A 20024-nucleotide genomic window follows, 5' to 3' on the forward strand; every position below is an offset into this window, starting at 1 on the left:
GAGTCGCCCAGTGGTCCCTAACTGCTGAGCGTCACCAGCCCCCGCATGTCGGTTACCCCCAACCGCGCGGGGGTTTCTCTCTGCCCGAGACGTGCTCGAGCTTGCGTGCCGGCATCGCCCGCACGCGGCAACCGGGGGAGTCGCTGCGCTCCCTATTGGTGCCGCTCCGCGGCGCTGTCTGGCCCTGCGGGCCTGCCGTGAAGCCTGCGGCATCGTACGTCGGTTCAGGGGGTGTTCAAGCGGCTGCGCCGCCGGCTCCTCCCGACAAGTGCGGCCGCGGTCGCTGCGCTCCCTTATTTCGGCCGAACTTCTCTCCTCCTGCCGCCCTACCGGGTTGCACACCCCCTGCCCCTCCTGCTCGACACTTCGTGCCTTCACGGCAAAAACAACGAGAGGAAGAGAAGAACATGACAACCACTACCGCAGGCACCATCGAGCACGTCGACCCCGCCATGATCGAGGTCGAGGAGAACGTGCGTCTGGACGTGACGATCGATAAGGAGTTCGTCGCGTCGATCAAGGCGAACGGCGTTCTCGTGCCGATCCTCGCCCGTCGCGATGACCAGGGCCGCGTGAGCGTCCGGGCCGGTCAGCGCCGCACCCTCGCCGCCCGCGAGGCAGGCGTCGCCACGATCCCCGCGTACATCGTCGACGGGGACGACGACACCGCAACGCGCATCATCGAGCAGCTGGTCGAGAACGACCAGCGCCAGGGTGTGAAGCAGTCCGAGCGGGTCGCCGCGTTCAAGCAGCTGAGCTTCGACGGGATGAGCGCCGCCACCATCGGACGCCGCACCGGCACCAAGGCGGCCGAGGTGAAGAAGGGCCTCGCCGTGGCCGAGAGCGCCACCGTCACGGAGTCGGCGGACTTGTACGACCTCACCCTCGATCAGGCCGCTGTGCTGATCGAGTTCGAGGACGACGCCGAGGTCCTGGCCGAACTGTCCACCGACGCGCGCGAGCGCCCCGCACAGTTCGACCACGCCGTGCAGCGCGCCCGCGACAATCGCGCCCGCGCCGCAGCGGTCGCCGCCCGCACCGCCGAGCTCGTCGAGCAGGGGTGGACGATCCTTGACCGCAGCCCCGGCTACTACGAGGCCGAGCACGTCCGTGCCTCGTACCTCAACGATGCCGACGGCAACCAGGTGACGGCTGAGGCCCTGGCCGCCGTCGAGGGCCGGGCCGCGTTCGTCGGGTCCAGCTACGGGTCGACCGACGCTCACGCCGAGTTCTTCGTGACGAGGGCCCAGATGAAGGCCCTCGGGTGGCGCGACCGCAGCAGCGGCGCGGGCGCGTCGGGACCTATGACCGACGAGGAAAGGCCGAGCGAAAGACCCTCATCGCCAACAACAAGGCGTGGGCGTCGGCTGAGGTCGTCCGCCGCGAGTGGCTGGCCGAGTTCCTGTCGCGCAAGACCATGCCGAAGGACGCCCAGCAGTGGGTCGCCGTGGCGCTCACCCGTCACCGTCAGCCCATCGGGCATGCACTGGGTGAGAGCAACAGCCTGGCCGCGACCCTCCTCGGCGTCGACGCCACCCCCTCGTATTGGAAGCAGACCGCCATCGAGGAGTACGCCGCGGCGCACCCCGCGAAGGCGCTGCACGTCGCCGTCGCGGTCACCCTCGGCGGCATCGAGGCCAGCACCAGCAAGGGCACCTGGCGCAGCCCGAGCGAGCGTGACGGGCTCTACTTCGAGCAGCTGGCCGCATGGGGCTACGGCCTGTCCGAGGTCGAGCAGATCGTCGTCGACGGCGGCAAGGCCGACGCCGCCCAGAGCGCGGCCCGGGCCGAAAGCATCCGGGGGACCGCTGCTGATGACACCGAACACGTGAGCGACTTCGACCCGTTCGACGCCGAGAGCGACGACTACGACAAGACCGCAGCGTTCGAGAGCTAGAACCGGGGGAGGGGAAGGGGCCTGCACGAATCAGGCTCCTTCCCCGCTCCACCACCCCGGCGCCGGCGTCCCACCTCCGGCGGGACACGAAGGGGCTCCGCCCCCTCATCCCTCCCCGATGCGCCTCGACGGAGCTCGACGCATGTCACACGTCCCGCCAGAGCTTCATGATGTGCAGCTGCTCGCGCCAGTAGTCCGGATCGTCGTCGCACTCACCGTTAGCCATCGCCATCTCGATGCACGTCATGCTCTCCGCAGCGAGGGTCCGATTACGAGCGCCCGGGTCGTCCGACAACGGGTCCTGTAGTGCGTTCATGGAGATCTCCCTGAGTTCGATTGCGGCGGAAGATCCGCCGTGAGAGTGACTATCGACCGAACCCAGACGGAGGCTCGGCTGGGTCCCGTCCCTACTATCGGCCCGCCGCGGCGAGACTGACGAGACTGCCGAGGGTCTACCCCACTCGCTGCGCTCGAGGTCGCTGCGCTTCCAGTGGAGCCGCCGCTGCGCGTCGGCCTGTGTGGCCCTGGCGGGCCGTTGTTTTGCCGTGAAGCCTTCGGCGGCTCGGTCGCTCACGCTCCCTCGTAGCCACCTCCGGGTCTCCGTTCAAGTGGCTACGCCACCGGCTCCTCCGAGATTTTCGGCACGCGGTCGCGGGGCTCCCTTATTTCGCGCCGAAATTCTCTCCCCTGCCGCCCTACGGGTTGCACTGCGCCCTGCGGTCGCTAAGGCGGAGAACCGCCTTCACGGCAAAAAAACGAGGAGAGAGCGAGAAGCACATGGCACAGCAGCAGCAGCAGGTCACGACCGTCACCACCGTGGTCCCCGTCGTCACGTTCGGGGGGGCTTCCACGACAGATGGAGAAGTTGGCGGAGCGGGACAGCGACCTCGGCGCATTCGCGGCCAACGGGTGGGTTCTGACCCACACGCACGCGATCACACCATGTTTGTCGACACCCTCGCCCGCAGCGAGTAGCGGGCACAACGAAGCGGGACGGACCCACACGAATTGGGTCCGTCCCGCTCCCTCCAGCAAAGCAGACCCCCCGACAGGAGACAAGACCCCATGAGCACTCTTATCAGCACCAAAGACGTCGCCAAACTGGTCCGCGCGGAGCTTCGAGCAGCATTCCCCGGCGTGAAGTTCAGCGTCCGGTGCAGCACCGGCACCGCATCGGCGTGGATGAACGTCGCCTGGGCCGACGGCCCCACGACCCGCCAGGTGGGCGACATCACGGGCCGGTTCGAGGGCCGGAAGTTCAACGGCATCACCGACAGCTACGACCACCAGGGCAGCGTCCTGGTCGCCGGTGAGGGCGAAGCCATGCCGGAGGAAGTCGTCTACGGCTGCGACGGCATCAACACGGCACGCACCTACTCGACCGCGGGCCACCTCGAAGCCCAGCGCGTCATCGAGACCGACAGCAGCATCCCCCACGTCCGCGTGTGCGACGAGGACGGAAACCTCCTCAGGGGGGCCGGAAACCTCATCCGCCCAGGCGACGAGGTGCGGGTCGCCGGGCACGGCTACAGCGACTGGATGGACGCTCACCAGGCCGTGCACCTCGCCCTCTACGAGCGCGACCTGACCCCCACCAGGACGAAGTGAGGACCGCCGTGCACGTCACCTACCGGCGCCCCGACACGTTCGACTACCGCCAGCTCGACCCCGAAGCCCCCGACGCCGATCTCGACGTCAGCCAGATGGAATGTGAAGCGGTGCCGCACGGCATCCCGGGCTGGCAATGCACCCGCCCCACCGGTCACCCCGACGACGAGCACCGTGCCGTGTTTGGTCAGCTCGGAGACGGACCTCCCGAGGCCGTCGCGATCGCGTGGACGGACGAGCGCACGAGGCCCTGACCCAGCGATGCCCGGCCGCCCGCGAGCGGTCGGGCGAGGGGCATCGCCCCTCGCGCTCCCCGTCGGTCGCTGCGCTCGTGATGGAGCCGCTGTGCGGCCCTGCTGGCCCTGGCGGGCTTGTTGTTTTACCGGGAAGCCTTCGGCGATGGTACGAACGCTCACCCGCACCGCAAGCGGCAAGCCGCCGGCTCCTCCGAGACTTTCGGCACGCGGGAGCTAGCGCTCCCTTATTTCGCGCCGAAACTCTCTCCCCTGCCGCCCTACGGGTTGCACCACGGGCGCCCGTTCTAGCGGCGATCAATCGCCTTCCCGGCAAAAAAACGAGGAGAGAGCGAGAAGCACATGGAGACCACGACCGTCCCGCACGTCACTGCCCGGTGCATGTTCTGCCAGCAAACGAGCATCGTCGAGCTGAGCCGCCTCGAGGCCGAGCTCTGGAAGCAGGGAACGCCGATCCAGGACGCCATGCCGGACCGCCCCGCTGACGAACGCGAACTGATCCGATCCGGTATCCACCCCCAGTGCTGGACGGAAGCGTTCGGGGCCGCTGACTGATCCCAAGAAAGATCGAGAAAATACTAGTCCCCCCTTGTGTTACATCACTAGGGGGGACTAGACTATTACTATCAAAACAAGCAGCCGAGGGGGCCCGATCGCCGTGATTACCGTCTACAAGAAGCCGCAGTGCTTCCAGTGCGACAAGACCATCGAGAAGTTCCAGGACGCGGGGCTGGCCGTGAACATCGTCGACGTCACCGAGAACCCTGATGCCCTCGTGTACATCAAGGAGGACCTGGGTTATCTCAGCGCTCCCGTCGTTGTGGTGTCCGAGCATGACCACTGGTCAGGGCTCCGGCTCGACAACATCATGCGAGTGATCGCCGGCGGTGGCGGCGACGACGAAACGGTGGGGGAGTAGGTCGTGGACTCCTACGGGTGGGCCGAGGAGGAGGTGCCTCCTCCGACCGATCAGGACGCGCCGGCACTCTTCGACGACCCGACCGACGACGTGCACCCCTGGGAGCTGACGCCGGCGGAACAGCGGATCTACGACGCGGGGTTCATGACCGGGTACGACCTGCAGCGCGCCGAGAACGAGCGCCAGGTCGCGGACCTCAATCACGAGGCCGACCGCCTCTACCAAGCAGCCTTTGACCGTCGACAGAAACCCGGCAGAAAATACTAGCCCGGGGTTGCTATGACACACTAGGGGGGACTAGGATATAGTTATGACGAAGGCGCAGAAGTACCGGGACGTCACTCGCTTCCTGGCGAAGCGCGGATGGGTGTTCAAGCGCCAGCGCGGCAGTCACGAGATGTGGGGGGCCGGAGGACACTAACCAGACGTTTCCACTCGTCCAGCATCGCGGCGAGGTCTCACCTGGTGTCGTCCGGCAGCTGCAACAGATCTTCCCCGACACCCCGAAGGAATGGAACTGACATGGCGAACACGACCCCCCGAGTCCTCCACGCCCGCGCCTACCGCGACACGGGGAAGTGGTGGACCATCGAGATCCCCGAACTCACCCAGCCAGGCCCCAACGGCTCGACCATCGTCGCCGTCGGCGGCGCTGTCACCGTTAAGAGCATTGCGAGCGAGGCACGCGACCTCGCCGCCGTCTGGCTCGACGTCGACCCCGACGAGATCGACGTCCAGGTCACCGTGGAGGTGCCCGACGAAGTGCGCCAGATGTGGGACGACGGGGTGGTCGCCGAGGCCGAAGCCCGCGCCGCCGTGCAGCGCGCCGCCGCGCTTCGCCGCCGCGCCGTGCACCAACTCCGCGAGCAGGGCTACACCCAAGATGCCGTCGCCGCGGCGTTCAAAATCAGCCACCAACGCGCACAGCAACTCGCCGCCAAAGACCTCACCCCCGGCGTGCAGGCTGAGCTGTCAGCTCTTGATAGTGTCCGCTAGCTCATCCGCCACAGCCACCAAGGCATCCCAGTCATAAGAGTCGGCCTCTCGCGGGCGGAGGAAGTTCACCCGGATCCGCAACGGCTCCTCCGTCTCCACGAACAAAGCATTCCCCGAGGCCTTCGCAAGCTCGCCCTGGACGTCGAGCAACGTGCCCGGGCCTTCGAGGTCGTGGGCCTTGAGCTGCTTTCGCGCTGTGGCGATCGACTTCGACAGGGTCTTCCGGGTGGCGGCGTCGAGGTTGCTGGTGCCCCATTCCCGGGCGAGGGTGTGAAGGCCGGCGAGGAACTGCGCGGCCTCGGCGTAGACGACGTCATCTCGGACAGAGACGCGAGTGAAGCGGTTCGCTTCGATCTCGACCAGGCCGTAAGTGTGGAGCTGCGCGATCGCTTCCCGCACCGGGGTGCGAGACACCCCCAACCACTTCACCAACTGCTCATCGTTCAACCGCTCGCCCGGCTCGAGGGTGCCGTCGACGATCGCGGCAAGCATTTTCTCGAAGACGACATCGCGTAGGAGACGGCGGGGGCCTGCTTCAGTCGTGGCTGTAGGAATCGGCATACACCTATCCTTGCACATAGTGCGTCTGGTATACCAGAGCATTCAGTTGTTGTTTCGAGGTGGGGGGACGAGGCCGTGATTTGGCCAGCAGCTCGTCGGCCAATGACCAAGAGAGACTGAGGGTGCGCAATGGAGGGCGTCAGGTCGTCGGGATTCTGTGATTTGGGGTGGGATTGCGGGTGTCCTCGGACTAGGGTTGGGGCATGGCAACGATCGAACTCAAGGCGTACACCGCATCCGTTCGGACGGACATGCCCGAACTCGTGGGGGCGCTGCGCGACGTGCTCGGGGCGCAGCTCGTGGCCTACATTGCCGGCGTCAAAGAGACCCGCGCGGTCCGCCAGTGGGCAGAGGATGATGGTCGGCGCCCGCAGCCCAAGCAGGAGCAACGGCTCCGCCTCGCTTACAGGGTGGCAGCTTTGCTGCTCGATCAGGACGCTCCTCGGGTGGTGCAGGCCTGGTTCCAGGGCATGAACCCGCAACTCGACGACGTCGCACCTGCACGCTTCATTCGCGAGACCGACGGCGATGACGCGAAAGTCCTGGCCGCTGCGCAGAGCTTCGCCGCGAACGGATGATCGACCCGAATCACCTGCACCACACGTCCACGCCGTCGCCGGTGTGGCGTGTGGGGCGCCGGCCGGACCCCTGGGACTGGGCGCCCTGGCGATACGCCTCAGCGGACACTGGTACCTTCCCCGGTCGCTGGGACTCACCCGACCCGCACACCTACCGAACGACCTACGCCGCCACCGAACCCCAAGGCGCCCTCCTCGAGGTCCTCGCCCGTTTCCGACCGGACCCCTCTCTCGTGGCCGCCATGACGGAGATCGACACGGACGAAGCTGACCAGGCTCTTTATCCCACGCAGCAGGCCGGCACGGTTCCGGCTGAGTGGTTCGCCGCGCGGTTGCTCACGCGGGCGTCTCTAGCCGGGAGCTACCTCGACATCGCCCACACCGAGACCGTCGCCGGCCTCTGGGGCGAATTCGCCCACGTCGCCATCACGGAGCACGGTCTGGCGGACTTCGACGGATCCGCGCTCCAAAATGCCCATGTGCGCCCACTGACTCAAGCCATCAGCGCCCGGGTGTACCGAATGACCACCGACGACGACGTTCCCTTCTTCGGCGGCATCCGATTCCTCTCGCGTTTCGGCGCCGACCAGGAGCTCTGGACCGTCTTTGAGCAACCCGATGACACCTCCACCAGCAAGCTACTGAGCGAGATCCAGACGACGAACGTCTCCGAGAGCGATCAAGCCGTGGCACATGCCATGCGGACGCTCGGGCTCACGCCCGACGGAGACTGAGCCCGAACTCCGCCGGGTCGAACCTGCACGGTGATCTCCAGCCCAGCTGCCTAGCTGGGCTGGCGTGAGGTCTGACTGATCACGGGGGATTGAGGGCAAAAGGCAAGTTGACCGCCCGTCATGGCTTAGACACCAGCCCGCCTGCAGTCACTTCGGCGGCGCCGCCATATTGGATTCATGTTCAGGAGCCTGTCCCACATCTCGCCCGGACCCAGAAATGGCACTGTGCGGGCCCCAGGGGGGCATCTGGCTCCCAAACATGTCCTTGGCGCACATTCCAGGTGGTGGCCTGTGGATAACTCGTTAGAAGGCCGAAAATGACGGTCGTCGGCGCTAGGATGTTCCCAACAGCAAAACGACCCCTGATCGGAACGTCCGACCATGGGTCAGCGCTCGAACAGGGGTCATGGATTCCCTAGAGAAGAATCGCCCATGATCCTAAGCCGGGATGGGTAGTCGTGGTCAAGATTGACAGCAGCTCCTTCCTTGGCGTTAAGCGTTTGCGGAACTGGACTGTCCACCGTGAGCCCACGCATCACTGTCCGACGTCGCGTCACCGTTCGTGTGACCCAGCCGTCCTTCACCATCACCTGCCCGCACTGCCGGCACCAGCACCGGGTCACCGCCTATAGGAGCGGGCTCGTAAGTTGCTCCGGCTGTGGCCGAGGCTTCAACCTCGGCTAAAGATTTCCCAGAGAAGCCCCCGAATGGAGAATTCGGGGGCTTCTCCTTCCTGGTTCGAACTTTGGGTCTAAAAAATGAAGGACGTCTCGTGGCTAGCTCGAGCGAAGTAAAGCGACATCAAGATGAGATCACCCGTCTTAGGGGTTTGGCGGCCCGAGAATCAACCAAGATCGGCGCCGCCCGCGGGAAAGCGGGCAAGGCGCGCGCTGCTGCTGACAAATCACAAAACGCTTCGACTGTTCGCTCGAAGGGTGCTGAAGCGGTTCGTGAGGAGAAGAAGGCTACGGACGCTGAAACGGCCCGTGGTGTTTTGGAAAAGAAGGTCGCAGCCGCGGAGGTCAAGCTGTTCGCGGCTCAACGCAAGTACACGACGGCCGTCGAGAGAGAGCAATCTCAGGCCCTGAGTCGTCTGACGTCTGTGGTTGACAAGAGGGAGAACCAGTTCACACCAGGCTCGCCATCCTCTGTCGCCTCTCTCCGTCCGCCGACAACTATCGGAGCCAATAACTCCCGCCACGTTTTCATCTCGCACGCCTCTGAGGACAAGGAGGAGTTCGTACGACCTTTACAAGCGCTGCTCAGCGAGCGGGGGGTGTCGACGTGGCTTGACGAGTTGGACATTGGCTGGGGAAAGTCGATTCGTCAGTCGATCGATGCCGGCATCGCCGGTGCTCAGTTTGGTCTCGTGGTCATCTCGCCACACTTCATCGCGAAGAAGTGGACAAAGGCGGAATTGGATGCACTCTACGGACGACAACTGGGTGAGACCGAAATGGGCGGCTTCCTCTTGCCTGTTTGGCACAAGGTCACCAGAGACGACGTCCAACAGAGTCTCCCCACCGTCGCCGGCCTAAAGGCCCTCAGCACCGCCCTTTTTACAGTCGCCGAAATTGCGGATGAGATTGCCAAGCTGGTGCATCCTGCAGAACTGCCTGTGGGCGAAATCGACGGAGAGTGAGTGTCAGGTTGGTCTCACTCGAGCAGTACTTGACATAATCAACATTATCGGTCATGTGCTAGGTGTGAGATCTGACTCCAGGATCAGATGGTCAAGACAAGGCTGATCGGCTCGCCGCCTTCGACGATCTCGAATTCGCTCGTGGCGCTGCCGGCCGCACAGCGAATAGTGACTGAGTAGGAGCCAGGGTTAGCGCTCAGGTGCACCTGGCCAGACGAGTTCGTGAGTCGGCCCTGCTCAGTGACCGGACTTTGCCCAGAGAGTTGGGCATCGCACCCTTCGAGAGGGCTGCCGTCCTGGAGTTGAGCAGTAAGGGTGGCTGAGCCTTGTTTTTGCGGCGCGGGGCCGCAGCCAGCTGTGAATAAAGCAGCGAGGACAGCAAGCCCTACGGCTGCTGCCCTCGCTACTTGAGACGTCACAATGTAACGCTACTGAGCTTTGTGCTGGTAGCTTTGTGCTGGTCTACAGCTGACTTGAATGCCCCGTCATCCGGGTGCCGAAGTTTAGCTCTGTGCTGTCGGCGGTGTGCACGCCCAGGGCGCATCCCCCGCTCGGCAGCTCCGAGACAAAGACCTTGACATGGCTGGTCCGCAAGTGTTGGCCGCGGCCTGTTCCTTCGCGGCTGGCGGCTGGCGGCTAAAAGAGTTGCATCATGCTTGGTGACCATTCCTGTTCTGGGGCGGTGGGCGGGCGGGTTGCCCCCTGCAAATGAATCCGAAGTGCTGATCCAACCCTGAGCGCGGCGCCCCTTTGATGCGTAGCCCAGGAGAAACCACTAGTAGCAACATCTAAGCGCCGATTGACAATTCCTAATCGTCACCTATCGTTGACAATATGTTGCCCGAGCAAAACCCCTACAGTCCCGGCTCTGGCCGGAGGCCACCGGAACTTGTGGGTCGCCAAAAGGAACTCGAAGCTTTCGACACGTTGAGTGCCCGCGTCGGCTACGGCCTTGGTGATCGCGGCATCGTCCTCACGGGCCTTCGAGGAGTCGGCAAGACCGTTCTCCTCAACGAAATGCATCGCCGAGCTGAAGCCGATGGCTGGCTCACTGTTCGCCTTGAGGCACGGCGGGATGAAGAGGGCGCCAAGACAGTTCGGCGTGCCCTCGCGCGCGAGCTAGTGGTGGCCGCACGAAAGCTCACCCGGACCTCGCTCACGGGTCGAATGAAAGATGCACTCGGCACCATCTCGTCATTTAACGCCAAAATTGGGGCGACCAGTATTGAGCTCGGCGTCGACATCAGCACGGGACGTGCCGACTCTGGGGACGTCGAGGTCGACCTGCTCGAGCTTGTTGAGGACGTCGCCACTGCCCTTGGCGAAAAGCGCCGCGGTTTCGCCCTCTTCGTTGACGAGATGCAAGACCTCGACGCGGAGACCATGGGCGCCCTGATCGCTGCCCAACACGCCGCCAACCAGCGCGACTGGCCCTTCTACATTGTTGCTGCCGGCTTACCCAACCTGCCTCGCGTGCTGACCGAGACCCGTTCCTACGCGGAGCGACTCTTCAACTACCGACCCATCGGCAAGCTCGCCCGCGACGATGCCGCCTACGCCCTCCGCGAGCCTGCAGAACGCCTTGGCGCCGAATACGAGCCAGACGCGCTCGAGCAGCTTCTCGATGCAACGGGCGGCTACCCCTACTTCATTCAAGAGTTCGGGCAAACAGCGTGGGACCTCGCGCCCGAGCGGACAATCACTGCGGCTGATGCGGCAGCCGCCGTCTCCTATGGGACCGATCGTCTCGACGCCGGCTTTTTTCGCTCCCGATGGGAGCGAGCCACGAAATCTGAGCGACGAATGCTCTTTGCGATGGCAGTCGATGGGGAGGGCCCCTCTCCCACCGCAGAAGTGGCCCACCGCATGACCCTCCAGCCCAGCAGCCTCGGTCCGTACCGAGCTGCACTCATTAGCAAGGGCCTCGTTTACGCACCCGAACATGGACAGATCGCCTACACGGTGCCTGGCATGGCTGCCTACATCGATCGCCACCACGACGATCTCGACGTCAGCGGAGCAGCCGACTAGGCCCAGTCCTTCCTCAATCTCGTTTTTCCGGTGGAGTCATTCGTGTTCCCTCGGTGAATCGCCAGTCTCCTCGCCACGCTCGTCGCCGACGGGGAGGGCGTGCGGCGCATCAGCCGGGACTGGTGCCGGTGTGCCCTTCGTGGCCTTCTTCACCTCACGCGAGCTGATGCCAAGGCGCGCCGCGACCTCAGCTGGACTCGCGCCAGTGGCGACCATGCGGACAATAACCTGGTCGGCCACGTCGCGCGCCTTCTGCGTCTGCTGCTCTGCTCGTTTACGGATCTTCGCGATCTCAAGCTCGGTTTCCTCGTTCGTCTCGTCGACCGAGTCGACTGCAACAAAGTAGTCCGTCGCGAGCTGCTCGAGCGTGTCTTGCAGCTCACGGAACTGCGCCGCCTTTTCGCGTGCCCGACGACGGGCGTCGGTCTGCTTGGCAGACTTTCGCGGTTCAGCCATGTGGTGCCTTCCAGTAGAACGATGAGTCCATTATGCATGCGCGCCCATCGGGCGATGAGGCGAGGCGGGGTGAGTGCTGGTCATGCCACTCCCCCGGGCTGGAGCCCCGGGGCCGGCTCGGCTGTTGCTTTTCGACCGCGCACGCTTCCGGTCCTCGTTCCTCGTCCCTCTCGCGTGCTTCTCCGGTCTCAAACCACAGCCGCACTCGCTGCGCTCCTGGCCAACCTTCTTTCCCTACGTCCAGCGTCGCTCATCGCTCGTTCCTCACTCGATCTCCTCAGTCCTGCGGTCATTAGATCGTCACACCTCTGGCATTCCAAATCATCGAGGTAGAGTGACCCCTGTGATGACCATGCATATGCTCTCCGCGGGAGACGGTTATGCGTACTACACGTCGGAGACGGCCACCGGTGACGCTAAGCGTGACTCGGGCCGTGAGCTGGGCGATTACTACACCGCAGACGGCAACCCTCCTGGTGTCTGGGTGGGGTCCGGGCTCACCGCCCTTGGGGTCAGTGGCACCGTCTCCGAGCATCAGATGCGAGCCCTCTTCGGTGAAGGCCTGCACCCCGACGCGGACGCCCGGGTCGCCGCAGCGCAGGACGCCGGCGAGAGCGCCGAGGACGCCCTGGCGGCGTCGAAGCTCGGTCGCCGGTACAGCTCCTACGACCAGGGCGGGCAGGGGCTTCGGGGTGCCATCGACGAGGGCTATGCCCGGTTCGAGCGCACGGAGCACCGCGAGCCGAACGCCAACGAGCGCCGCGCGATTCGGGTCCGCGAGGGCGCGCAGGCGTTCCGCACCGCCAAGGGCCGTGCCCCCGCCGACAAGGAAGAGTTGGGCCGGTTCATTACCGCTGCGTTCCGTCCGACGCAGCAGGCCGTCGCCGGTTTTGACCTCGTGTTCTCCCCGGCCAAGACCGTCTCGACGCTCTGGGGGCTCGGCGATAACGACACCCGGAAGACCATCGAGCAGGCCCACGAGGCGGCAATCGAAGACACCGTGAAGTACCTCGAAGCCGAGGCCATCGCCACCCGCGCAGGGACCAACGGCGTCGCGCAGCTCGACGTCGAAGGCGGCCTCATCGCGACTCGGTTCCGGCACTACGACTCCCGCTCCGGCGACCCGCAGCTCCACGATCACCTGGTCGTGGCGAACAAGGTCAAAGGCTCCGACGGCAAGTGGCGCACCATCGACTCGAAGCTCCTGCACCGCCAGGGTGTGGCCGCGTCCGAGTTCTACAACTCCCGTGTCATGGACCTCGTCACCGACGCTCTCGGCCTGACTACGGAGCTGCGCGAGGTCACCCCCGGGAAGCGTCCCGTGGTCGAGATCGCGGGCGTCGATGACCGCCTGACAGCGGGGTTCTCGTCCCGTTCGGCGGACATCAAAGCGTCGATGAAGCAGCTCGAACGCGAGTACCGCCAGGACCACGGGCGCGCCCCCGACATGAAGGCCCGCGTCCGCCTCGCCCAGCAGGCGACCCTTGACACCCGTCCTGCCAAGGCTCACGCACGGTCCCTGAAGGAACTGCGTGCGGGATGGCAGGCGCAGGCGAGCGCTGTCGTTGGCGACCGTGTCGTCGCGGACGTCCTCAGCAACGCCAGAGAGGCGGCACAGCCGGTTGCTGCCCCCACCGCGACACCTTTGACCGTGGGTGTTTCTGAGGCTGCACAGGCCGTCGTGGAGACCGTGTCCGAGCACCACGCGGTCTGGGGTCCGCACACCATCGAGGCAGAGGCGCGTCGGTACGTCCAGGCACAGCGGGCCGCCGGTGTCAGCGTCGACGGCAGCGTCGACGAGATCACCCGGCACGCCCTCGATACCGACTCGGTGACCGTTACGCCCCCGTCTCCGCATGGGGCGTTCCAGCCCCTCACGAGAGCGGACGGCAGCAGCATCTATGAACACAAGGGCCGCCAGCTCCTCACCTCCCGCAGCGTCCTCGTCGCCGAAGACACACTGCTGGACGCTGCCCGTGACCGCACCGTTCGTCCCGTCGGCCGGGAGACATTCGACCGGATCGCGGCCGAGGAAAACGCCACCAGCACCCACCCTCTCGACCAGGGCCAGCACGCCCTCGCGGGCGAGTTCGCAACGTCCAGCGCACGCCTGGTCGTTGGCACCGGGCCCGCGGGTGCCGGCAAGACCACCGCCCTCCGTGTCGCCGCACGCGCCGTCGAGGCCGAGGGCGGCAAACTCATTGGCCTTGCCCCGTCCGCTACCGCAGCGGCCGTCATGGCCGACGCCCTCGACGTCGACGCCAAGACCATCCACTCCTTCACGCACGGCACCGGCACCCTCACTGAGCTGCTCGCACACGAGGGCCCCGTCGACGGCATCGACCTCTCTCCCGGCGACGTGATCGTGGTCGACGAGGCAGGCATGGCCGGGACGATGAATCTTGCCAAGGTGACCCGCATCGCTGAGCTTCACGGAGCGCACGTCCGCCTCATCGGAGACGACAGGCAGCTCTCCGCCGTCGAGGCCGGCGGCGCCCTCCGCCTCCTCGAGCACGAAGTCGGCAGCGTCAAGCTCGACCAGCTCCACCGGTTCGTGGACCGTTCCGAAGCCGACGCCACCAAGCTCCTCCGCGACCCGGCCCAGACAGGTGACCCGTTCGCCTGGTACATGGACCACGGCCGCGTCAGGGGCGGCGACGTCGACCGGATGACCGGCGACGTCTTCACCGCCTGGCAGGCCGACACCGAAGCCGGCAAACACTCCGTGATGCTCGCCCAGACGAACACCACCGTCACCGAGCTCAACACCCGCGCGCAGGCGCTCCGCATGTCTGAGGGCGTCGTGAAGGGCCGCGAGACCGTCGCCGTCAGGGGCGGCCTCTCGGCCTACCGAGGCGACGTCGTGGTGACCCGGTCGAACAACTCAGAGCTGAAAATCAGCGGTGGAAGAGACCGCGTGAAGAACGGCGACCTGTGGACCGTCCGCGAGGCGCACCAGGACGGTTCCCTCTCGGTCGAGCACACCATCAGCGGCGGCCGCATCACGCTCCCGGCAAGCTACGTCAAACGGCATGTCGAACTGGGCTACGCCTCGACCATCCACCGCGCACAGGGCATGACAGCCGACACCGCGCACGTCCTCGCAGACGCGGCGACCTCGCGGGAGCTGGCCTACGTCGGTCTCACCCGCGGCCGCGAGGCGAACCACCTCTACGTCGAAACGGCCGAGGCGCAGCCTGTCCGTGACGTCCTCGAGCAGATCGCCGGCAACGCCGACGGGATGCTGTCCGCCACCGAGACAATCCGCGCCGAGCAGGCCCGCGTCGATGACCTCGTAACCCTCGTCGACCAGTACGCCGACGTCGCCGATCGCGCCGACACCCTCCGGTTCGAGAAGGTCGCCGACCAGGCCCTCGGGCACGACACCGCCGAGGCCCTCCGTGAACACGAGAGCTGGGGCGCAGTTGAAGGCGCCCTCCGGCACGCCGAGGCGCAGGGCCTCGACCCAGCCGACATGCTCTACCAGTCCTGGACGGAGCGCGACATGGAGGGCGCCGAGGACCGCCCCGCAGTGCTCTCGGCTCGCCTCATGAAGAACACCACCGAGCACGTCGACGCGCTGCCGTACGACCGACAGACCGAGCAGCCGGCGGTGCCGTCCTGGATTGCCGACCGGCGCGCGATCGACAGCCCCCACACCGACCCTGCGTGGAGAAAGCACATGGCCGAGCGCTACGACTACCTCCACACCCGCCTCGAGGAACGCGGCGCGGCCCTCGCCGCCGAGCAACCCGAGTGGACGGGCCAGCTCGGCCAGGTGCCGGCAGAGCCGGTCAAGCGGGAGCAGTGGACCCGGCTCGCGGCCGAGATCGACGTGTTCCGGCAGCGGTACGGTGTCCACACCGCCGAGCCCACCGCCATCCCGAAACAGTATCGGGAGCAGGCAATTGGTGCGGATCTCGCCCAGCGGGTGACGGCGCTGCACAAGTCGACCCAGCTCAGCACCCAACCGGGCGCGACCGACGCCGATCGTCAGCGTGCCGCCGCCGCCGCGGCCGCGACAGCGCAGAAGGCGCGCGACGCCGTCACGGCGACCACTGCCACGACGACGCAGGACGCACGGAAGGCTGCCGCGCGGGAACAGCTTCGCCAGGCCGGGCTGATCGGTACCAAGCGCACCCAGCCCGGTAGCGAGGACCGCAGCGACGTCGCGGTGAAGCAACGCCAGCAGCAGGAGGCCCAACGTCGCACCGCCCAACAGCGTGAACGGGACAGGGACCGAGGTCGAGAGCGCTGACCCTAGGTTCGTTGATTTCGTGCGCGCCATAGGGCTTTAGCCCTATGCGAACGGACAGCTAAGGTCGCGGGGTGACTCACAAAGAAAGCCCAGGCTGGTTGAGGGGCCTCGCCGTCCTCGCTGTACTGGTGCTTGCGTTTGGCCTGTTCTACGCGAGCGCCGTCATCTGGGGTGCATGGTGGCGCTGGGAAAGCATGCCGCGGCCCGAGGAGTGGTCGGCCTTTTTCGGCGCATTCGCTGTCGGAGCCGTTGCCTTCGCCTGGTACCAAATCAGGCAGGTCGATAGATCTAACAGAGAGTTAGCAAAATCCAACGATCTTGCCCGGCTCGTCAACCTCGAAGCCATCCGACCTCGCGTGCAGGTGTCGTTGGAAATCGTGCGACAGGCATCCCGCATCCGTGGTTCCGCAGCGCACGGCGCCGCATTCGTTTCGCTTCGGAATGCTGGAGCAGGCCCCGCGAACGACGTACGTCTCAGCGTGACTCCCGCCTTCACGTCCCTAGAAAAATTCTTCAGGGCTGGAATGATGCCGAGCCACTTTGCTGAGCTCAATGGATTCTTTGATGGAAACGTGCGCTTTCCGATCTTGGCAGCGGGGAAAGATTACGTCTGGTACCTCGGTCAGGTCCCCGACCTGTTCGACGACGAAACCGGGGTACTAAGGCAATGGACCGTCACCGCCGAGTACCTGGGGACCGCCTCGACCGAGCCATTCCGGGAAACCTTCGTTCTCGACCTCGATATCGAGAAGCGAAGGGAAGTACCCATCGATCCTCTCGACCGCATTGGCAGAGACATTGAGGTCGTGGGTCGGGAGATGAAGGGTATCGGCAAAGAATTGGGCAACATCAACACCGCGGTACGGAAGAGGTAGAAGTAACGTCTGTGCGCCCCCAACCGAGGGGACAGGCACACGTATTCGTGGGCTTCTTCCTCTGCTCTGCTACCCCTGCCAGCTCTCCGGTGGAATCTCCGGCACCGGCGACACGCGCTTGTCGCTAGCAGTCCAGAGGTGGCCGTGCTCAACGTCGCAGTTACGGAACGGCCCCTTGTCGTGGAACAAGATTGCCCGGTGCGCGTCCCAGTGGTGCAGCCACCAGTTCGACGTCGCGGCGGCGTCCTCTTCGTACTCAAGCACGACGTAGGACGCCCACAGAGCCTTGAGTCGAGCGACTGCCTCGGGGTGCTCCCACCAGGTCGGGCACCACTTAATTTTCGCGTCGGCGGTGAAGAACTCCACGATCGCGAAATGTTCCCGCACCCACTCGGCGAACGTCACCTGCCACGGGGCAATCGGGCACTGCTCCTCTTCGACGTCCGCTGCGGCGAGAGCGTCGTAGTCGCTGTCTGCCTGATCCTCAGTCACAACCATCTCCCGACTCTCGTCGTCGGTCACTTGACCACCTGCGCCTTCAGCGCTTTGTCTTTAAACCAGGGCTTGGCCTTCATCATCACGGGACGACCGTTCGCGGGGAAGAGCACCATGTGCCACTTCGGCAACGCTGCGAGCTGCGCGGCCGTGAGGCTCGACTGCCGGCGGGTGTTGGTCGACATGGAGAGCTGGCCATCGCGGCCAGTCGATGACCCGTGAGTGACCTCGTCGTGCTCACCGGCCAGGTTCGACAGCGACTTGAGGAAGTCGTCGTCTTTCACCCCGGGCCCGAGGACGGCGATGCGGGCGTTTGACCACATCGTGTCCCACCCGTTCTTGCCGAACGCCTCGAGCGCCTGCGACCGGTTCTGGAAGTAGGAGCTGATGATGATCCCCCGAGATCCCGCGACCGAGTACAGCGACGGCAACTCGGGCCAGCGGACGATGTTCGCGCACTCGTCCAGCTCCATCACCAGCGGCACGCTCAGACGGCCGCCGTTGCGGTTCGCCTCTTTCTCGGCCGCCTTGAACACCGCCCGCACCAGCGCAGTCAGGATCGCGCCCGCGGAGCCCGTCTCCTGAGCGGCCAGCAGCACCAGCGTGTCCGTGCTTCCCACGAACGCCGCCGGATCGAAGCGGCGCACGCCCTCGTTCCCGGCCGTGTCCGTCCACGCGAGCAACTCGTCATACGCCAGCGCTGACGCCATCCGGTGAGCCGTGGCGAACGTGGAGGTCCGGGTGCGCTCGTGGGTGGCGAGGATGCCCGTCACGACCGCTGCGGGCCCGACAAGGCCCGTGGACGTCAGACGGTTCGCGATCTCGTCGCCGTCCTGGTCCGAGAGCCACTGCCACACCGTCGACAGCGGCAGATCGTCGTTCGCCGCGGCGAGCAACGCACACGCCAGCAGGTTCCGGCCCGAGGAGTCGAACTGCGCATCCCCGCCTCGCTCCTCACCGGTCTTCGTCGAGGCCTCGAAGATCCCCGCAAGCTCTTGCGCGGACTGGTACGACGTCACCGCGTCGAGGGGGTTGAAGACGAAATCGGGCGCGGCGTCGGCGTCGCGGTGAATGCCGTTCGGATCGAACAGGTACACCGACCCCAGATGCGAGCGGAGCGCCAACGCTTCACGCACCCCGTCGGGTTTGGTCGAGGTGAGCACGAGGGCGCCGGGGGCGCCGGCCATGTGGCGCACGACGACAGCGCTCGTCTTGCCCTGCCGGTTGCCGAACACGTAAACGCCGGTGTCCTCCCACCCCTGGTAGAGCCACTTCCGCGAACCCAGGACAACTCCGACCGCGAGGCCGAACGATGCCACAGCCAAGGACGGATGCAGCCGCCGGGTCTCTGCACGCCGAGCTTTCTCGAGGAAGCTCCGCACCTCCGCCTTGGAGGCCAGGTGCTCGTTAGAGACGGCCCCACGCTTTCTCGCTGCTCGTCGTGCTCGCCACGCAAGCAGGACCGTGAACAGCGCCAGCACGAGGATGACGCCCACGATGGCTGCCGGCGTCGCGGCCGACGGCCACGGGGTGCCGCGCATGACCATGTCGCCGCCCAGCCGGAAGATGTTCCACGAGTACTCGTGGCCCGTCGGAGTGAATGCCGCCCCTACGTGGACAGCTAGGTACACCGCTCCGAGAATCATCGCCAGCAGCACGCCGGTCAAGACTTTGGCTCTCATCTCGCTCATGCGTGCACGTCCTCGGTGTTGGTGGTGTCCCAGGGGCGGCCGGTGTGGCCGGGGACCTCGCTTGTGAGCTGCACCCCGTAGTGCTCGCCCGTGGGGAGGTCGGCGTCGCCGAAGACGATCGCGTAGCCCTCGTCAACGAACGACGTCGAGAACCGGGCGCCGGGGAACGCCGCCTGTGCCGCTGCGTCGACGTCTGCCCGCGGTGCCTGTGACGTCCCGATGACCTCGACCACGCGAGATCTCGTGATCGGGTCTCGGCCGAGGTAGAGCTGCCAGTCGAAGCTCGGCGCGGCGGCCTCGGCCTGCTCGACGACGTCGACCAGGTCGAGAGGCACCTGATCGAAGTCCTCCCACGTCAGAACGTTCGCCACGTCATCGTCGAGCAGAGGCATGTCGGTGATGTGGAACGCAGCCTGGCAGGTCTGCCCCTTCACGGCCACCGGCATGCGGCACCGCCAGAGGCGGCCCTCGTAGACGTACCTCGATCGGCAGACCACCTCGGTGGTCATGCGACGTTCTCCGTCGATGCGCCGTCGTCGAGGACGCCAGGGTCGGCCAGCAGCTCGGGAAGGTCTGCAGCATCCTGCTCGCGGTTGTCGATCCACCAACGGGCCCGGTCGAGGGGGCGTGCCGCCTCGAGGACCTGCACCTGGAACTCAGCCTCGCTCATCTGCTCCGTTTCGACGAGGGCCTCGTACGAACCCCGGATCAGCTCTGCTCGGACGCGCAGCGCCCACGGGACCTGCTTGTCGGTGCCGACCAGGTCGACCGGCAGCCCGTCTCGCTCTGCTTCGGCGCGCAGCTCCTCAGCCTCGGCCGCGTGACGTTCGTCGCGCTCCTTCTCGCTCTCGCCAGAGCCGCCGTCTTTCTTGAAGCAGCGGCCGCACACGAGGTGTTCGCCGTACCACTTCGCCGACGCGGCCCGCTTACCGGCGGGCTTGTCGGACAGGTCGCGGTTCTCGGTGTGCCCGCAGGTGTAGGTGACGGGCCAGGTGGTCTTGATAGCCATGGTGTTCTCCTTCGGTGGTG

21 protein-coding genes and 1 pseudogene are annotated in these 20024 nt (G+C 65.8%); 15 read left to right on the top strand and 7 right to left on the bottom strand.

Annotated elements, in window-relative coordinates:
* Positions 1-452: 452 nt before the first annotated feature.
* Both AEQ27_RS18760 and AEQ27_RS18345 read left to right on the top strand, forming a co-directional pair.
* Positions 453-617 (top strand): annotated as a pseudogene (locus tag AEQ27_RS18760) (ParB/Srx family N-terminal domain-containing protein); the annotation flags it as partial.
* A gap of 647 nt (positions 618-1264) precedes the next feature.
* Complete coding sequence (locus AEQ27_RS18345) at positions 1265-1897, top strand: hypothetical protein (RefSeq protein ID WP_054146468.1); 633 nt, start codon at positions 1265-1267, stop codon at positions 1895-1897.
* A 145-nt stretch (positions 1898-2042) separates the two neighbouring features.
* On the opposite strand, the gene AEQ27_RS17785 is transcribed toward AEQ27_RS18345, so the two are convergent.
* A complete protein-coding gene (locus AEQ27_RS17785; RefSeq protein WP_161805526.1) occupies positions 2043-2213 on the bottom strand; it encodes a hypothetical protein in 171 nt (56 codons plus the stop codon).
* 749 nt (positions 2214-2962) lie between these two features.
* On the opposite strand from AEQ27_RS17785, the gene AEQ27_RS09765 reads away from it, so the two are divergent.
* From AEQ27_RS09765 to AEQ27_RS09790, 7 genes are all read left to right on the top strand, one after another.
* Positions 2963-3505 (top strand): LPD29 domain-containing protein, encoded by a 543-nt coding sequence (locus AEQ27_RS09765; RefSeq protein WP_152970295.1) that lies wholly within the window; start codon positions 2963-2965, stop codon positions 3503-3505.
* Positions 3506-3513: 8 nt separating this feature from the next.
* Positions 3514-3759, top strand: coding sequence for a hypothetical protein (locus tag AEQ27_RS09770; RefSeq protein ID WP_152970296.1), 246 nt, complete (start codon positions 3514-3516; stop codon positions 3757-3759).
* Positions 3760-4101: 342 nt separating this feature from the next.
* Positions 4102-4314 carry a hypothetical protein gene (locus AEQ27_RS09775; RefSeq protein ID WP_054146471.1) on the top strand — a complete coding sequence of 71 codons (213 nt, stop codon included), beginning with the start codon at positions 4102-4104 and terminating at the stop codon, positions 4312-4314.
* 103 nt (positions 4315-4417) lie between these two features.
* The gene (locus AEQ27_RS09780; protein ID WP_054146472.1) at positions 4418-4678 is read left to right on the top strand and encodes a glutaredoxin domain-containing protein; all 261 of its coding nucleotides are present in this window, start codon (positions 4418-4420) and stop codon (positions 4676-4678) included.
* 3 nt (positions 4679-4681) lie between these two features.
* Positions 4682-4945: a hypothetical protein gene (locus tag AEQ27_RS09785; RefSeq protein WP_054146473.1), complete on the top strand. Its 264-nt coding sequence runs from the start codon at positions 4682-4684 to the stop codon at positions 4943-4945.
* A gap of 43 nt (positions 4946-4988) precedes the next feature.
* Complete coding sequence (locus AEQ27_RS18765) at positions 4989-5099, top strand: type II toxin-antitoxin system HicA family toxin (RefSeq protein WP_369813623.1); 111 nt, start codon at positions 4989-4991, stop codon at positions 5097-5099.
* Between the two features lie 101 nt (positions 5100-5200).
* A complete protein-coding gene (locus AEQ27_RS09790; protein ID WP_054146474.1) occupies positions 5201-5674 on the top strand; it encodes a hypothetical protein in 474 nt (157 codons plus the stop codon).
* Here the strand turns inward: AEQ27_RS09790 and AEQ27_RS09795 are convergent.
* The gene (locus tag AEQ27_RS09795; protein ID WP_369813625.1) at positions 5651-6277 is read right to left on the bottom strand and encodes a GntR family transcriptional regulator; all 627 of its coding nucleotides are present in this window, start codon (positions 6275-6277) and stop codon (positions 5651-5653) included. The genes AEQ27_RS09790 and AEQ27_RS09795 overlap by 24 nt on opposite strands.
* A gap of 161 nt (positions 6278-6438) precedes the next feature.
* Here AEQ27_RS09795 and AEQ27_RS09800 point away from each other — a divergent pair, with 161 nt between their 5' ends.
* The 4 genes from AEQ27_RS09800 to AEQ27_RS09815 all read left to right on the top strand — a co-directional run bounded on the left by AEQ27_RS09800 (position 6439) and on the right by AEQ27_RS09815 (position 11220).
* Positions 6439-6813 carry a hypothetical protein gene (locus tag AEQ27_RS09800; protein ID WP_054146476.1) on the top strand — a complete coding sequence of 125 codons (375 nt, stop codon included), beginning with the start codon at positions 6439-6441 and terminating at the stop codon, positions 6811-6813.
* Positions 6810-7547, top strand: coding sequence for an RES family NAD+ phosphorylase (locus tag AEQ27_RS09805; protein WP_082383412.1), 738 nt, complete (start codon positions 6810-6812; stop codon positions 7545-7547). The genes AEQ27_RS09800 and AEQ27_RS09805 overlap by 4 nt, the downstream gene beginning before the upstream one ends.
* Positions 7548-8319: 772 nt before the next feature.
* The gene (locus tag AEQ27_RS16615; RefSeq protein WP_161805527.1) at positions 8320-9189 is read left to right on the top strand and encodes a toll/interleukin-1 receptor domain-containing protein; all 870 of its coding nucleotides are present in this window, start codon (positions 8320-8322) and stop codon (positions 9187-9189) included.
* 834 nt (positions 9190-10023) lie between these two features.
* The gene (locus AEQ27_RS09815) at positions 10024-11220 is read left to right on the top strand and encodes an ATP-binding protein (RefSeq protein WP_054146479.1); all 1197 of its coding nucleotides are present in this window, start codon (positions 10024-10026) and stop codon (positions 11218-11220) included.
* Positions 11221-11256: 36 nt separating this feature from the next.
* Here AEQ27_RS09815 and AEQ27_RS09820 read toward each other — a convergent pair whose 3' ends face one another.
* Entirely contained in the window at positions 11257-11676 is a 420-nt protein-coding gene (locus tag AEQ27_RS09820) for a hypothetical protein (protein ID WP_054146480.1), read from the bottom strand.
* Between the two features lie 124 nt (positions 11677-11800).
* On the opposite strand from AEQ27_RS09820, the gene mobF reads away from it, so the two are divergent.
* Both mobF and AEQ27_RS17270 read left to right on the top strand, forming a co-directional pair.
* Positions 11801-15934, top strand: coding sequence for a MobF family relaxase (gene mobF, locus AEQ27_RS09825; RefSeq protein WP_161805528.1), 4134 nt, complete (start codon positions 11801-11803; stop codon positions 15932-15934).
* A 71-nt stretch (positions 15935-16005) separates the two neighbouring features.
* Complete coding sequence (locus AEQ27_RS17270) at positions 16006-16809, top strand: hypothetical protein (RefSeq protein ID WP_152970297.1); 804 nt, start codon at positions 16006-16008, stop codon at positions 16807-16809.
* A 69-nt stretch (positions 16810-16878) separates the two neighbouring features.
* On the opposite strand, the gene AEQ27_RS09835 is transcribed toward AEQ27_RS17270, so the two are convergent.
* From AEQ27_RS09835 to AEQ27_RS09850, 4 genes are read right to left on the bottom strand one after another with little or no spacing between them, the layout of a single operon-like run.
* Positions 16879-17331 (bottom strand): DUF4913 domain-containing protein, encoded by a 453-nt coding sequence (locus AEQ27_RS09835; RefSeq protein ID WP_054146483.1) that lies wholly within the window; start codon positions 17329-17331, stop codon positions 16879-16881.
* Positions 17328-18995, bottom strand: coding sequence for a type IV secretory system conjugative DNA transfer family protein (locus AEQ27_RS09840; RefSeq protein ID WP_054146484.1), 1668 nt, complete (start codon positions 18993-18995; stop codon positions 17328-17330). Before AEQ27_RS09840 ends, AEQ27_RS09835 begins: the two co-directional genes overlap by 4 nt.
* Positions 18992-19504 (bottom strand): hypothetical protein, encoded by a 513-nt coding sequence (locus AEQ27_RS09845; protein WP_054146485.1) that lies wholly within the window; start codon positions 19502-19504, stop codon positions 18992-18994. Before AEQ27_RS09845 ends, AEQ27_RS09840 begins: the two co-directional genes overlap by 4 nt.
* On the bottom strand, positions 19501-20004 hold the full coding sequence (locus AEQ27_RS09850; RefSeq protein WP_054146486.1) for a hypothetical protein: 504 nt from the start codon (positions 20002-20004) through the stop codon (positions 19501-19503). Before AEQ27_RS09850 ends, AEQ27_RS09845 begins: the two co-directional genes overlap by 4 nt.
* Positions 20005-20024: the final 20 nt, after the last annotated feature.

The organism is Frigoribacterium sp. RIT-PI-h (assembly GCF_001297205.1).
Taxonomy (GTDB): Bacteria; Actinomycetota; Actinomycetes; order Actinomycetales; family Microbacteriaceae; genus Frigoribacterium.

Excerpts from the sequence above, each read along its gene's own strand:
- AEQ27_RS17785 (WP_161805526.1), bottom strand. The coding sequence starts at position 2,213 with ATGAACGCACTACAGGACCCGTTGTCGGACGACCCGGGCGCTCGTAAT.
- AEQ27_RS09765 (WP_152970295.1), top strand. The coding sequence starts at position 2,963 with ATGAGCACTCTTATCAGCACCAAAGACGTCGCCAAACTGGTCCGCGCG.
- AEQ27_RS09775 (WP_054146471.1), top strand. The coding sequence starts at position 4,102 with ATGGAGACCACGACCGTCCCGCACGTCACTGCCCGGTGCATGTTCTGC.
- AEQ27_RS18765 (WP_369813623.1), top strand. The coding sequence starts at position 4,989 with ATGACGAAGGCGCAGAAGTACCGGGACGTCACTCGCTTCCTGGCGAAG.
- AEQ27_RS09790 (WP_054146474.1), top strand. The coding sequence starts at position 5,201 with ATGGCGAACACGACCCCCCGAGTCCTCCACGCCCGCGCCTACCGCGAC.
- AEQ27_RS09795 (WP_369813625.1), bottom strand. The coding sequence starts at position 6,277 with ATGCTCTGGTATACCAGACGCACTATGTGCAAGGATAGGTGTATGCCG.
- AEQ27_RS09800 (WP_054146476.1), top strand. The coding sequence starts at position 6,439 with ATGGCAACGATCGAACTCAAGGCGTACACCGCATCCGTTCGGACGGAC.
- AEQ27_RS09805 (WP_082383412.1), top strand. The coding sequence starts at position 6,810 with ATGATCGACCCGAATCACCTGCACCACACGTCCACGCCGTCGCCGGTG.
- AEQ27_RS09815 (WP_054146479.1), top strand. The coding sequence starts at position 10,024 with ATGTTGCCCGAGCAAAACCCCTACAGTCCCGGCTCTGGCCGGAGGCCA.
- AEQ27_RS09820 (WP_054146480.1), bottom strand. The coding sequence starts at position 11,676 with ATGGCTGAACCGCGAAAGTCTGCCAAGCAGACCGACGCCCGTCGTCGG.
- AEQ27_RS09840 (WP_054146484.1), bottom strand. The coding sequence starts at position 18,995 with ATGAGCGAGATGAGAGCCAAAGTCTTGACCGGCGTGCTGCTGGCGATG.
- AEQ27_RS09845 (WP_054146485.1), bottom strand. The coding sequence starts at position 19,504 with ATGACCACCGAGGTGGTCTGCCGATCGAGGTACGTCTACGAGGGCCGC.
- AEQ27_RS09850 (WP_054146486.1), bottom strand. The coding sequence starts at position 20,004 with ATGGCTATCAAGACCACCTGGCCCGTCACCTACACCTGCGGGCACACC.